This is a genomic window from Achromobacter sp., assembly GCF_057314935.1.
This window is the reverse complement of sequence record NZ_DBHKZA010000009.1, coordinates 70422-84942: the sequence shown is the minus strand read 5'-3', so window position 1 is coordinate 84942 and position 14521 is coordinate 70422. Positions and strand designations below refer to the sequence as shown.

The window sequence follows — 14521 nt, the reverse complement described above, 5'->3', positions numbered from 1 at the left end:
CGCTCTGCCCAGGGGCTGCCTGCCGTACTACCCTGCGTTACCGCGTCACCGCCACCCCTGCGCAAATTCACCGATCACGCGTTCAAGGTGAGCGCGCATCGCCTGCCGCGCAGCTTGCGCGTCGCCTGCCACCAGCGCGCTGAAAATGCGCTGATGGTCTTCCTGCGACGCCTGTCGCAGATCCTGCGTATGAAAATGCTGTTCGATCTTTTCCCAGATCGGTCCCTGGGCCTGATCCCACATCGACGTCACCGTGGCCAACAACACGCTGTTGCCGGTGGACTGCGCGATGTACAGATGAAAGCGGCGGTCGGCCTCTTCGTTGGCCGCCTTGTCCATCATCTGCTCGCGCATCGTCGTCAGCGCTTCGAAGATGCGGTCCAGGTCCGCGTCGTTGCGGGTCGTGGCCGCCAACGCGGCGATTTCCGATTCGATCAGGCAACGCGCGCGCAGCAGCTCGAACGGCCCAGCGCCAGCTTCCTGGGCAGCCGGCAAGCGGGCGATGCCGGGCTTGGGTTCACAGACATAGATGCCCGACCCGCCGCGCACTTCCACGACCCCCTGCAGCTCCAGCGCGATGATGGCTTCGCGCAGCGCAGTGCGGCTGACGTCGAAACGCTCGGCCAGCGCGCGTTCAGCCGGCAAACGCTTGCCGACGGCGAATTCGCCTTGCGCCACCAGGGCCTGGATCTGGGCGGCCAGCCGCACATAGGCGCGGTCCGCCACCGGCTTGCTGGCCGGTTCTTCGGGTTTGGGGATCAGTTGCAGTGTCATGGATCTTAAAAGTGGTTAGACCAAATCATAAGTGGTTTACCAATTTCCACCATAATGGTTTACCACTATCGAAGTGGTAAACCATCGTTGTGCAAGGTGGGGCCAAGGCGATGGCCGGGCTCGACAGTGGCGGCAGGAACCCTGTATAGATGGCGGTCCGATAGCATTCATCCGTACAGGTGAGAAAGCGCCATGCCAGAGACGTCCCAACAGACATTGTCCGCCAAGCCCCAGCCGCACCCCGCCGGCGAGGACGCCCTGACGGCCCTGACCGTCACCGAAGCCGCCGCCCGGATCCGCGACGGCCGACTCACCAGCGTGGCGCTGACCCAAGCCTGCCTGGACCGCATCGACGCCCATGGCGTGCTCAACGCCTTCATCACCGTCGACCGGGAGGGCGCGCTGGCGCAAGCCCGTGCCTACGACGCCGGGCAGCGCCCAAGCAGTCAGGTCGGGCCGCTGGGCGGCGTGCCCATCGCCATCAAGGACAACATCCACGTGGCCGGCCTGCCCAACACGGCCGGCACCCCGGCCTTGAAGCACTTCCGGCCCGCCGAGGACGCGCCCGTGGTGCAGCGCCTGCGCGCCGCCGGTGCCGTCATCGTGGGCAAGACAAACATGCACGAACTGGCCTTCGGAGTCTCCGGCTACAACACCGCTTTTCCCGGCGCGCAGGGCGAGGGCACGCGCAACGCCTATGACAGCACCCGCATCGCCGGCGGCTCGTCGTCCGGCAGCGGCGCGGCGGTGGGTGCGCGCCTGACGCCCGCCGCCCTGGGCACCGACACCGGCGCTTCCGTGCGCCTGCCGGCCGCGGTCAACGGCGCCGCGGGCTTCAGGCCTTCGGTCGGCCGGTACGACGGCGCGGGCATCACGCCCATCTCGCACACCCGGGATACGCCCGGGCCGATCGCCAACAGCATGGAAGACATCGTGCTGCTGGACGCCGTGCTGGCGGGCGACGCGCAAGCGCTGGCCCCCCTGCCGCCCGCGGGCGTGCGCCTGGGGTTGGCCCGCTATTTCTGGGCGGACCTGGAACCCTCCGTGCGCAGCGTCATGGAGGCCGCGCTGGCCAAGCTGCGAGAGGCCGGCGTGCAGCTGGTGGACATGGACATGCCCGACCTGCCCGCCGCCAACGCCGCGGTCGGCATGCCGTTATGCCTGTACGAGCAAAAGCCCGACCTGACCGCGTACCTGCAGCGCTACGGCACGGGCGTGAGCTTCGACGAGGTGGTGGCGCAGATATCCAGCCCCGACGTCAAAGCCATTTTTGACGGCCTGATCGTGCCCGGGGTGCTGCCCACGCCCGATGGCCAGGTCCTGGCGCTGCAGCCGCTGTACGAACGCGTCATCGCCGTCCAGCGCGACGAACTGATCGACGTCTACCGCCGCGCCTTCCGGGAACACCGCCTGGACGGCCTGCTGTTTCCCACGGTGCCGATCCTGCCGATGGCCGCCACGCCCGAGGCCAGCAGCTTCGAGAGCTTCAGCCGCCTGGCCCGCAACGTCGACCCCGGCAGCAACGCCGGCCTGCCCGGGCTGAGCGTGCCGGCGGGCGTGTCGCCGGAAGGCCTGCCGGTGGGGCTGGAGATCGACGGGTTGCCTGGCGAGGACCGCAAGGTGCTGGCGATCGGCGTGATGATCGAAGGTGTGCTGGGACGTATCGCGCCGCCGGCGCGCTAAGCCCGGCCCCGCTTGGCGGGGGACGAAAAAAAACCGGCCGCCCCGGCCGGTTTTTTCATGCCGCGCGAGGCGGGCGCGTCACCCCAGGTTCGGGGCCAGCGTCCGCTTCAGGTCTTCGATGGTCCGGCCGCTGCGCTTGGCATAGTCTTCCAGCTGGTCCTCGCCGATCACGCCCACGTTGAAGTATTGCGACTCCGGGTGGCTGAAGTAGAAGCCCGACACGCTGGAGGCCGGGAACATGGCGTAGCTGTCGGTCAGCATCATGCCGATGTCGCCGCCGTCCAGCACGCGGAACATGTCGGTCTTCACCACGTGTTCCGGGCAGGCCGGATAGCCGGGCGCGGGGCGGATGCCCACGTACTTCTCGGCGATCATGTCCTCGTTGGACAGGGCCTCGTCGGGCGCGTAGCCCCACAAGTCCTGCCGCACGCGGGCGTGCAGGCATTCCGCGAAACCTTCGGCCAGGCGGTCGGCCAGCGACTTCAGCATGATGCTGGAATAGTCGTCCAGCGCGCGCTCGAATTCGGCTTCCTTCTTCTCGATGCCGATGCCCGCCGTGACGGCGAACATGCCGATATAGTCCAGCTTGCCCGACGACTTGGGCGCAATGAAGTCGGCCAGCGACTTGTTGCTGACGCCTTCGCGCTTGGCGCCCTGCTGACGCAGGTTGCGATACGTGAACAGCACTTCGCTGCGCGTCTCGTCCTTGTAGATCTCGATGTCTTCGTCGTTGACGCGGTTGGCCGGGTAGAAGCCGACCACGCCGTTGGCGGTCAGCCAGCGGCCTTCGACGATGCGCTTCATCATGGCCAGGCCGTCGGCGTAGACCTTGCGCGCCTGTTCGCCCACCACCTTGTCGTCCAGGATCGCCGGGAACGGGCCGAACAGGCTCCAGGTCTGGAAGAACGGGCCCCAATCCACGTACTTCACGATCTCGGCCAGGTCATAGCTCTTGAACGTGCGGCGGCCGATGAACTTCGGACGCGGCGGCATGTAGTTGTCCCAGTCGATCGCCGGACGCGAGGCGCGGGCGTCCGCCAGCGGCAGGATCGGCGTGGCCTTGCGGTTGGCGTGGCGGCGGCGCACTTCCTCGTATTCCTGGGCCAGTTCGGCCAGGTACGCTTCCGATTGGTCCGACATCAGGTTGGTCGCGACGCCCACGGAACGGCTGGCGTCCGGCACGTAGATGACCGGGCCTTCGTAGTTGGGCGCGATCTTGACGGCGGTGTGCACGCGGCTGGTGGTGGCGCCGCCGATCATCAACGGCAGCTTGCGGCTGCGGAAGTACTCGTCGCGCTGCATTTCGCTGGCCACGTACGCCATCTCTTCCAGGCTCGGCGTGATCAGGCCGGACAGGCCGACGATGTCGGCGTTTTCTTCCTTGGCCTTTTCCAGGATCTGCGCGCAGGGCACCATCACGCCCATGTTCACGACTTCGAAGTTGTTGCATTGCAGGACGACCGACACGATGTTCTTGCCGATGTCGTGCACGTCGCCCTTGACGGTCGCGATGACGATCTTGCCCTTGGCGCGCACATCGCCGCCGGCAGCAGCGATCTGGCGCTTTTCCTCTTCGATGTAGGGGATCAGGTGGGCCACGGCCTGCTTCATGACGCGGGCGGATTTCACCACCTGGGGCAGGAACATCTTGCCTTCGCCGAACAGGTCGCCGACGACGTTCATGCCGTCCATCAGCGGGCCTTCGATCACTTCGATCGGGCGGCCGCCGCGGGCGAAGATCTTCTGGCGCACTTCTTCCGTGTCTTCCACGATGAAGGTGGTGATGCCATGCACCAGCGCGTGCGACAGGCGCTGCTCGACCTCCGCCTTGCGCCATGTCAGGTCTTCCTCGCGCTTGGCGCCGGAACCCTTCACGCTGTCGGCAAACTGCACCAGGCGTTCGGTCGGCGTGCGCTCGTCGTCGGGGTCCGTCTTGCCCACCGGATTGGGGCGGTCCAGCACCACGTCTTCGACCAGATCGCGCAGCTTGGGATCCAGGTCCGCGTACACGCCCAACTGACCGGCGTTGACGATGCCCATCGTCATGCCTTCCTTGACCGCGTAGTACAGGAACACGGTATGGATGGCCTCGCGCATCGGCTCGTTGCCGCGGAACGAGAAGCTGACGTTGGACACGCCGCCCGAGATGCGGGCGTGGGGCAGGTTGTCGCGGATCCAGCGGGTGCCTTCGATGAAGTCCACCGCGTAATGATTGTGCTCGTCGATGCCGGTGGCGACCGCGAAGACGTTCGGATCGAAAATGATGTCTTCCGGCGGGAAGCCTTCTTCCTCGACCAGGATCTTGTAGGCGCGGCCGCAGATTTCCTTGCGGCGCTCAAGCGTATCGGCCTGGCCCAGTTCGTCGAAGGCCATGACGACCACGGCGGCGCCGTAGCGGCGGCACAGGCGCGCGTGATGACGGAACGGCTCGATCCCTTCCTTCATCGAAATGGAGTTCACCACCGGCTTGCCCTGCACGCACTTCAGGCCGGTCTCGATGACCTCCCACTTCGAGCTGTCGATCATGACCGGCACGCGGGCGATGTCGGGCTCGGAGGCGATCAGGTTCAGGAAGCGGTGCATACAGGCCACCGAATCCAGCATGGCCTCGTCCATGTTGATGTCTATGATCTGCGCGCCGTTTTCGACCTGCTGGCGGGCCACGGCCAGCGCCTCGTCGTACTTTTCCTCGCGGATCAGGCGGGCGAACATCTTGCTGCCCGTCACGTTGGTGCGTTCGCCCACGTTGACGTAGAGCGTGTCTTCGTCGATGTTCAGCGGCTCCAGGCCCGACAGCCGGGTCTTGACCGGAATGTCCGGCACGACGCGAGGCGTCAGCGCGGTGACCTTGTCCGCGATGGCGCGGATGTGGTCCGGCGTGGTGCCGCAACAGCCGCCCGACATGTTCACCAGCCCGGCGCGGGCGAATTCCTCAAGCAATGCAGAGGTATCGGCCGGCGTTTCGTCAAAGCCCGTCTCGGCCATCGGGTTGGGCAGGCCGGCGTTGGGGTACACGCAGACGTAGGTGTCGCAGATCTTGGAGAGCTCTGCCACGTAGGGGCGCATCAGCGCCGCGCCCAGCGCGCAGTTCAGGCCGATGGTGACCGGGCGCGCGTGCCGCACCGAGTTCCAGAAGGCTTCGACGGTCTGGCCCGACAGGATGCGGCCGGACGCGTCGGTCACCGTGCCCGAGATCATCACGGGCAGGCGGATGCCGCGCGCCTCGAACACTTCTTCGGTGGCGAAGATGGCCGCCTTGGCGTTCAGCGTGTCGAAGATGGTTTCGATCAGGACGATGTCGATGCCGCCGTCCAACAGGCCGTTCAGCTGTTCGATATAGGCGACGCGCAATTCGTCGAACGTGACGTTGCGGGCGCCCGGGTCGTTCACGTCGGGCGAGATCGATGCCGTCTTGGGCTGCGGGCCCAGGGCGCCGGCCACGAAGCGCGGCTTGTCCGGCGTGCTGAATGCGTCACAGGCCTCACGGGCCAGCTTCGCCGACACCAGGTTCAGCTCGTAGGCGAGTTCCGGCAGGTCATAGTCGCCCTGCGCGATCGTGGTGGCGCCGAAGGTGTTGGTCTCGATGACGTCGGCGCCGGCTTCCAGGTACTGCCGGTGGATCTCGGAGATCACGTCGGGCCGCACCAGCGACAACAACTCGTTGTTGCCCTTGACGTCCTTGCCGTGGTCGGCGAAACGCTGGCCGCGGAAGTCCGCCTCGCCCAGCTTGTAGCGCTGGATCATGGTGCCCATGGCCCCGTCCAGGATCAGGATGCGCTTGCCCAGCAGGCGGGCGAATTCGCCGCCTTGGGTATAGGCTTCGGGCGGGTACGGCAGGCGGGGATACGACACGGGCAGGTCCGGCAATAGGGTTGGCTTCAGTGGCGAAGATGTGGCTAAAACGCCAAAACCACTGGAAAAACAAGCCCTGATCGTAACAAAACGGGCCCCCTCGCGCCCTCCGGTGATACAGTTTCGGCCCCGAACCGGTGCTTTCGGCGCATCGGGCTTGCAAGAACGCAACACTTGCCAGCCGCGCGCGAAAGGTAAACGGGAAACAGGAAGACGGCCCCCCGGGCCGCCGCGCCGCCCACGAGGCCGCGCGGCACGCCCCCGCCATCCAGCCTGTGCTGCCCCCGCAACGGTCCCCATGCGCGCTTGTCTGCGCCCATGGCAGCCCGATACCGGCCTGTTCGCTCGCCAGGAAGTCCACGCATTGCCGCCGGGTCCGACCGGACCGCTGCGGCGTGGGCATCCTCCCCATCGTGAATGACCTGCGGGGTCGCGGGTCGCATCGAGGTTACGTAGATGAAAGCCCGCTCCATCCGGCGTTACGCCGGCGCCCTGCTCTGCTCCGCTCCGGCCATCGCCGCCGCCCAGCAAACCACCTCCGCCACCCCCGAACTCGACACGATCACCGTCACCGCCCAGCGCGTGCCGACGGACGGCCGCACGCTGCCGGTGTCCATTTCGGTCATCACCGCCGAAGACATCGCCGCCAGCAGCGCCCGCACCATGCAGGACCTGCTGTCGACCCAGGCCGGCATCCACCTGATCAACACCAGCAGCTCCAGCGACAACGCCATCGTCGACCTGCGCGGCTTCGGCATCACCGGCGCCAGCAACACGCTGATCATGATCGACGGCGTCAAGCAGAACACCAACGACCTGTCGGCCCCGGGCCTGGGCGTGGTGCCGCTGGACCAGGTCGAACGCGTGGAAATCGTGCGCGGCAGCGGCTCGGTGCAATACGGCGGCGGCACGACGGGCGGCGTGGTCAACATCATCACCAAGTCCGATTTCTCGAAGGAACCTGTGACCGCCCGCGCCACCGCCACCTTCGGCAGCTACGGCCTGCGCCAGTACGACGCCGCCGTGGCGATGAACAACGAGAAGGTCGGCGTCGACGCCTATCTGCAGTCGCTGCACACCGACGGCTACCGCGACCACAGCGGCGAACGCCGCGAAGGCGGCGGCGGCGGCATCACCCTGCGCCATGACAACGGCTCGATCCGCCTGTACGGCCGCACCACCACGCAAAAGCTGGAACTGCCCGGCCCGCGCCTGATCAGCCCGTCGACCGGCGTGAACGAGTTCCAGGACGACCCGCGCGGCGCGAAGAACGACGTCGACTTCGTCAAGACCACGACCACCACCTTCGGCCTGCAAGTCGAACAGGCGATCGGCGTCGGCATGCTGTACGCCGACCTGTCTACCCGCGAGAAGAAGCTCAACGGCCTGTCGTACGACGGCTTCGGCGACACCCTGCGCGATCAGAAGCTGGAAGAGAACATCGCCAGCGTGCGCTATCGCCTGCCCATCGAGGGCGGCCACAGCCTGGTCTTCGGCGCCGACGCGCAAGAATCCAAGACCACTGCCGACCAGAACGCGTACTACGACTTCGAGCCGTCGAAGTGGCAGTCGCGCCAGCACCAGTACGGTCTCTTCGCCGAAGGCCAGATCCGCGCCACCGACACCACCTACGTGACGGCCGGCGTGCGCCGCCAGTACGCCTCCGACGATCTGGACGTGCTGAGCGGTTCGGGCACGGCTTCCGACCGCAGCAACCACCTGACCGCCTGGCAGCTGGGCGTGCGCCAGGATCTGCCTTCGGGCTTTGGCGTGTACGGCAAGGTCGGCCGCAGCTTCCGCCTGCCCAACGCCGACGAACTGCTGTCGGTGCAGAACCCGCTGGCCCCGCAGACGTCCACCGACAAGGAAATCGGCGTGACGTGGCAAGGCGCCTCGAGCAGCGCCCGCCTGTCGTACTTCCGCTATGACCTGACCAACGAAATCCAGTACAACCCGCTGGCCGACGGCATGTGGGGCCCGGGCACCGGCGCCAACACCAACCTGGACCCGACCCGCCGCCAAGGCATCGAACTGGAAGGCCGCACCGCCGTTTCCAGCAGCGTGACGCTGGATGCCAACCTGACCTGGATGGAAGCGCAATTCCGCTCCGGCACCTACGCCGGCGTGGACCTGGCCGGCAAGACCGTGCCGCTGGCTCCGAAGTGGCTGGCCAACGCCGGCGTGACCTGGCGCCCCACCGACGCCTTCCTGTGGAACGTGTCGGCGCAATATGTCGGCAAGTCGCGCATGGACAACGACCAGGCCAACCAGTTCGACAAGGAATTGGACGCCTACGTGCTGTTCAACACGAAGCTGGCCTACAAGTTCACGCGCAACATCGAAGGCGCCATCGGCGTGAACAATATCTTCGACCGCCAGTACGCCACCTACGGCATCCGCGGCGGCAATGCCTCGTTCGAAATGCTGGGCCCCGTCGCCAACTACAACCTGTACCCGGCGCCGGGCCGCAATTTCTACGCGTCGCTCACGCTGCGCTACTGATGGCGGACATCCGATATAGTCGGCGTACTCCGCTGACCTTATCGGCCCCTGCATGACCTTCGCACGCGCCTTCCCACGCATCGCTCCCGGGCTGTTCCTGGCCCTGGGCGCGATGCTGGCCCATCCGCCGGCGGCTGCCGGCGACTCCGCCCCTCCTATCCAGGTCCAGGACGACAAAGGCCGCACGGTCTTGCTGGCCGAGCCCGCGCGCCGCGCCGTCACCCTGGCGCCGCACGCCACCGAACTCGTCTATGCCGCCGGCGCGGGAGACCGCCTCATCGCGACCATCCGCGGCAGCGACTATCCCCCCGCCGCCCGGCAACTGCCCGTCATCGGCGACGGCACCCAGCCCGATGCCGAACGCGTGGCCGCCGTGCGCCCCGACCTGCTGATCGCCTGGCAACCTGCCGCGGCCGAACCGCTGGCGCGGGTCATGGACAAGCTGGGCGTGCCCGTCTTCTACAGCGACCCGCTGACGCTTGCCGCCATCCCCGACGCCGTGGAACGCATGGGCGCCCTGTTCGGCACCGAGGCGCAGGCGCGGCCCGCCGCCCAGCAGCTGCGCGCCCGCCTGGCCGCCCTGACGGCGCGCTACGCCGGCCGCCGCCCCGTGCGCGTCTTCGTGCAGGCCGGCCTGGACCCCATCTACACGCTCAACGACAGCAGCATCGTCAGTGACGCGCTGCGCCTGTGCGGCGGCGTCAACGTCTTCGGGCAGGCGCCCGTCGTCGCCCCGCAGGTCACGCTGGAAAACGTGCTGGCGGCGCGCCCCGAAGCCGTGCTGGCCGGGGTCGGTCGCCCCGAGGACACCGCCAGGAACCTGGCCGCCTGGCAGGCACTGGGGTTGCCCGCCGCCCGCGCGGGGCATGTCTATGGCATCGACGCCGATGCCCTGTACCGCCCGGGCCCGCGCCTGGTCGACGCCGCCGAGGCCATCTGCGCCGACCTGGACCGGTTGCGCTGAGCCGTCCGCCCCGTTCACCATGATCTGCAAATAGTGGAACGCGGCATTTCAATGGACACGCCTGCCGCGCCACGCCGTGCTTTATCATTCGCTTAGCAAGAATCAGTCAGCCTCCTGCGGGCGCAGCGCTTGCGCCCCCGCCCTTTGAACACCGCCATGACCACACAAGACACCCTCACCATCGCCGGACGCGCCTACTCGTCGCGCCTGCTCGTCGGCACCGGCAAGTACAAGGACTTCGAAGAGACCCGCGCCGCGCTGGACGCCAGCGGCACCGAAATCGTCACGGTCGCCATCCGCCGCACCAACATCGGCCAGAACGCCGGCGAACCGAACCTGCTGGACTACGTCCCGCCGTCGAAATTCACGCTGCTGCCCAACACCGCCGGCTGCTACAGCGCCGACGACGCGGTCCGCACGCTGCGCCTGGCGCGCGAGCTGCTGGACGGCCATGACCTCGTCAAGCTGGAAGTGCTGGGCGACCCGCACACGCTGTTCCCCAACATGCCCGAAACGCTCAAGGCCACCAAGACGCTGGTCGACGAAGGCTTCAAGGTCATGGTCTATTGCACCGACGATCCCATCCAGTGCCGCATGCTGGAAGACATGGGCGCGGTGGCCGTCATGCCGCTGGCCTCCCTGATCGGCTCGGGCATGGGCATCCTGAACCCGTGGAACCTGCGCCTGATCATCGACCAGGCCCGCGTGCCGGTCGTGGTGGACGCCGGCGTGGGCACCGCGTCGGACGCCGCCATCGCCATGGAACTGGGCTGCGACGCCGTCCTGATGAACACCGCCATCGCCGCCGCGCGCGACCCGATCCTGATGGCCAGCGCCATGAAGAAGGGCGTGGAAGCCGGCCGCGAGGCCTTCCTGGCCGGCCGCATGCCCAAGAAGCTGTACAGCGGCGCGCCCAGCTCGCCCACCGAAGGGCTGATCACCGGCGGCCCGGGCGCGGCGAAATGAGCTCCCCCCAATCGGACGGCAAGAGCCGCCCCATCCCCAACGCACTGACCATCGCTGGCGTCGACCCTTCCGGCGGCGCCGGCATCCTGGCCGACGTCAAGGCCATGAGCGCGCTGGGCGCGTACGGCTGCGCCATCATCGCGGCGCTTACCGCCCAGAACACCCAGGGGGTCACCGGCATCTCGCCCGTGCCGCCCGCCTTCGTGGGCCTGCAGATCGACACGCTGTTCACCGACGTGCGCATCGACGCCGTCAAGATCGGCATGCTGGGCCAGCGCCCGGTGATCGAAGTCGTGGCCGAAAAGCTGGCCAAGTGGGCGCCTGCCCACGTGGTGCTGGACCCGGTCATGGTCGCCAAGAGCGGCGACCTGCTGCTGGAAAAGGAAGCGGTGGGCGCCATGCGCGAAGCCATGCTGCCCCAGGCCACTCTTCTCACGCCCAACCTGCCCGAGGCCGGCGTGCTGCTGGAAGAGCGGCCTGTCGAGACCGTCAAGGAAATGCGCCGCGTGGCCGAGCGCCTGCGCAACAAGCTGGCGCATTCGGGCGAACGCTGGGTGCTGGTCAAGGGCGGCCACCTGCCCGGCAACGAGACCATTGACCTGCTGCACGACGGCGACCGCATGATCGAGCTGCCCGGCCACCGCATCGAGACCGTCAACACCCACGGCACCGGCTGCACGCTGTCGGCGGCGCTGGCCGCGCTGTTGCCGCAAACCGGGGACGTACCTGAGGCCGCGCGGCGCGCCAAGGCCTACCTGACCGAAGCCATCCGCCACGCCGAACGCCTGTCGGTCGGCTCGGGCCACGGCCCGGTGCACCACTTCCACGCCTGGTGGTGAGCGCCCGCTAACGGCTGCGGCCTTGCGGTTGCCCCAGCGGCGCTCTCCGGAGCGCCGCTGCCGTTTGGTGACCCGGCGGCGGGGCCGCGATGGCCTGGCGAGCGCATCGCCACGGCCCTGCAGCGACCCCGAGGCGGGCCCGGATTCCCGGCTGAAACATCTGCCGGCGGGGCACGCCGTCACAGGACGCTACGAATCGGTACAATGGCCGGCTGATTCCTCTGTTTTTTCCTGACCGTCATGAACGCTTCGACCCTGCCCGACGTAGAACAAGCCCGCTTCAATATGGTGGAACAGCAGATCCGCCCTTGGGACGTCCTGGACGCCAATGTGCTGCAAGCGCTGTTCGATGTGCGCCGCGAACAATTCGTTCCGCCGGCCCTGCGCGCCCTGGCGTTTTCCGACCTGGAACTGCCGCTGGAAATCAACGCGGTGAATACCCGCCAGACGATGCTCGCCCCCAAGGTCGAAGCCCGCCTGGCGCAAGAGCTGCAGCTGACCAAGTCCGACTGCGTGCTGGAAATCGGCACCGGCTCCGGCTACCAGGCCGCGCTGCTGGGCTATCTGGCCCAACAGGTCACCTCCGTTGAAATTGACAGCCGCCTGGTGACCTTCGCGCAGCAGAACCTGCAGATGAACAACGTCACCAACGTCAAGGTCGAAACCGGCGACGCCCGCAACGGCTGGGGCTCCACGGAATACGACGCCATCCTGGTGACGGGTTCCGTGCCGGTCGTGCCGGACGCGCTGAAGTACCAGCTGCGCGTGGGCGGCCGCCTCGTCGTGGTCGTGGGCCAGGCCCCGGTCATGACGGCCTGTCGCATCACCCGCACCACGGCCGCCAGCTTCGAAACGGTGAACCTGTTCGAAACCGTCATCAAGCCGCTGCGCGGCGCCACGGTGTCCCAGTTCAAGTTCTAACCCCCCACCTTGCCGCCCTGCGCCCGCCCCCTGACGGGGCGCGCGCCTGTCAGGGCGTCCCGGCGTATCGTTGAAAATCATGCGCGTCCGATTGCTTACGGCTTTACTGGTTTTTACCTCTGCCGCAAGCGTCGGCCCGTCGCCCGCGTTCGCGCAGAACCTGATCCAGGTCTGGCAATCGGCCCTGGGCAATGACCCGACCTACGCCGCCGCGCGCGCCAACTACCGCGCCGGCCTCGAAAAAGAGCCGCAGGCCCGTTCGCTGCTGCTGCCCCTGATTTCCGCCGAAGCCGGCGGCGCCTACCAGGAAACGCGCAGCACCCGCGGCCTGGGCGTGTCTTACAGCGGCGGACGCGGCGTCTGGGACCTGGCGCTGACCCAGCCCCTGTTCGACTGGGGCCGCTGGCAGAACTACGAACAATCCAAGCTGATCGTGGCCGACGTCGAAGTCCAGCTTCAGCAGGCCTATCAAGACCTGCTGCTGCGCGTGGCCGACGCCTATTTCAACGTGCTGTACGCGCAGGACACGCTGACCGCCACCGAAGCCGAAAAGGCCGCCGTGGCCGGACAGCTGGAGTCCGCCAAGCGCAATTTCGAACTGGGCAACGCCACGGTCACCGACACCTACGAAGCGCAGGCGCGCTACGACCTGGTGGTGGCGCAGGAACTGCGCTTGCAGAACGACCTGGACGTGCGCCGCGACGAGCTGGCCAAGATCATCGGCACGCCGCCCGGCGCCCTGGCCGAACTGCCTTACGGCGTGCAGCTGCCCGCGCCGCAGCCCGCCCGCGTGAACGACTGGAGCACGCAGGCCGAAGCGTCCAGCCTGGAGGTGCTGCGCGCGCAGCTCCTGACCCGCATCGCCGGCCGCGAGATCCAGATCGCCAAGAGCGGCCACTATCCCAGCCTGAACCTGCGCGCCACCAGCGGCAGCGCCAGCGACGCGGTCATGCGCAACGCCGCGCCCGGCAAGCCGATCGACAACACGATCGGCGTGGTCCTGTCCATTCCGCTGTACGCGGGTGGCGGCGTGTCGTCGCAAGTGACCGAGAAGGTGCAGCTGGAGCAGAAGGCCCGCTACGACTTCGAGACCGCTCGCCGCCAGGCCGTCCAGGCCGCGCGCCAGTACTACACCGGCGTCACCAGCGGCCTGGCCCGCATCCAGGCGCTGGAGGCCGGTGAAAAGTCCAGCCGCGCCGCGGTGGAGGCCAACCGCACGGGCTACGAAGTGGGCGTGCGCATCAACCTGGACGTGCTCAACGCCCAGCAGCAGCTCTATGCCACCCAGCGCGACCTGGCGCTGGCGCGCTACAGCACGGTGCTCTCGGGCCTGCGGCTGAAAGCCGTCAGCGGCATCCTGGCCGAGACCGACCTGGAAGCCATCAACCGGCTGTTGCGCGACGCGCGCTGATCGATCCGCCCGCGTGAACAAAAAAAGCGGCCTGCAAGGCCGCTTTCTCTTTTCCCGCACGCCGGATCAGGCGCCCTGGATTTTCTTCACCAACGCCGTGGTCGAGCGCTCGAATTCGAAGGGGATCGCCACCGCCCGGCCGCCCCACGTCTTGACGAGCGCGGTTTCGGGCAACTTTTCCATGTCGTAATCGCCGCCCTTGACGATCAGGTCAGGCTTGAGCTCGCCGATCAGGGCCTCGGGCGTGTCTTCGTGGAAGGACGTGACCACGGTCACGAAGCCCAGCGCGGCCAGCAGCGCGGCGCGGTCTTCCATGCGGTTCAGCGGGCGCTCCGCCCCTTTGCCCAGGCGGCGCACCGATTCATCGGTGTTCACCGCCACGACCAGCGTCGCGCCCAGTTGGGCGGCCTGGTCCAGATAGGTCGCATGCCCGCGGTGCAGGATGTCGAAGACGCCGTTGGTGAACACCAGCGGCCGCGGCAGGCGGCCAGCAGCGACGGCGGCGACGCATTCGTCGCGGGACAGGACTTTGGATTCGAAACGGGCGGCGGACATGCGGCGATTATATCCGCCCTCCTGCCGTCCATCCGCCGCCCGAAAGCGGCTTCG

Annotated in this window: 10 protein-coding genes; 7 read left to right on the top strand and 3 right to left on the bottom strand. The window is 67.5% G+C overall.

The annotated features are described in order from the left end of the window. Window positions 1-45: 45 nt before the first annotated feature. Window positions 46-774, bottom strand: coding sequence for a FadR/GntR family transcriptional regulator (locus ACO6D5_RS05345; protein WP_183016604.1), 729 nt, complete (start codon window positions 772-774; stop codon window positions 46-48). Window positions 775-966: 192 nt separating this feature from the next. On the opposite strand from ACO6D5_RS05345, the gene iaaH reads away from it, so the two are divergent. Further along, the gene (gene iaaH / locus ACO6D5_RS05340) at window positions 967-2457 is read left to right on the top strand and encodes an indoleacetamide hydrolase (protein WP_485824787.1); all 1491 of its coding nucleotides are present in this window, start codon (window positions 967-969) and stop codon (window positions 2455-2457) included. 78 nt (window positions 2458-2535) lie between these two features. Here the strand turns inward: iaaH and metH are convergent, their stop codons facing one another. Then, window positions 2536-6309, bottom strand: a complete 3774-nt coding sequence (gene metH / locus ACO6D5_RS05335) for a methionine synthase (protein ID WP_485824786.1) — start codon at window positions 6307-6309, stop codon at window positions 2536-2538. 456 nt (window positions 6310-6765) lie between these two features. Here metH and ACO6D5_RS05330 point away from each other — a divergent pair, with 456 nt between their 5' ends. From ACO6D5_RS05330 to ACO6D5_RS05305, 6 genes are all read left to right on the top strand, one after another. Next, on the top strand, window positions 6766-8811 hold the full coding sequence (locus ACO6D5_RS05330) for a TonB-dependent receptor (protein ID WP_485824785.1): 2046 nt from the start codon (window positions 6766-6768) through the stop codon (window positions 8809-8811). 52 nt (window positions 8812-8863) lie between these two features. Beyond that, the gene (locus ACO6D5_RS05325) at window positions 8864-9775 is read left to right on the top strand and encodes a cobalamin-binding protein (RefSeq protein WP_485824784.1); all 912 of its coding nucleotides are present in this window, start codon (window positions 8864-8866) and stop codon (window positions 9773-9775) included. A 156-nt stretch (window positions 9776-9931) separates the two neighbouring features. Beyond that, on the top strand, window positions 9932-10741 hold the full coding sequence (locus tag ACO6D5_RS05320; protein WP_315846423.1) for a thiazole synthase: 810 nt from the start codon (window positions 9932-9934) through the stop codon (window positions 10739-10741). Further along, window positions 10738-11580 (top strand): bifunctional hydroxymethylpyrimidine kinase/phosphomethylpyrimidine kinase, encoded by an 843-nt coding sequence (gene thiD, locus ACO6D5_RS05315; RefSeq protein WP_315846424.1) that lies wholly within the window; start codon window positions 10738-10740, stop codon window positions 11578-11580. Before ACO6D5_RS05320 ends, thiD begins: the two co-directional genes overlap by 4 nt. Window positions 11581-11820: 240 nt before the next feature. Continuing rightward, window positions 11821-12501 (top strand): protein-L-isoaspartate O-methyltransferase family protein, encoded by a 681-nt coding sequence (locus ACO6D5_RS05310; RefSeq protein ID WP_006227981.1) that lies wholly within the window; start codon window positions 11821-11823, stop codon window positions 12499-12501. 79 nt (window positions 12502-12580) lie between these two features. Further along, entirely contained in the window at window positions 12581-13912 is a 1332-nt protein-coding gene (locus ACO6D5_RS05305; RefSeq protein WP_485824783.1) for a TolC family outer membrane protein, read from the top strand. A gap of 66 nt (window positions 13913-13978) precedes the next feature. On the opposite strand, the gene ACO6D5_RS05300 is transcribed toward ACO6D5_RS05305, so the two are convergent. After that, window positions 13979-14467 (bottom strand): adenylyltransferase/cytidyltransferase family protein, encoded by a 489-nt coding sequence (locus ACO6D5_RS05300; protein ID WP_315139681.1) that lies wholly within the window; start codon window positions 14465-14467, stop codon window positions 13979-13981. Window positions 14468-14521 lie beyond the last annotated feature (54 nt).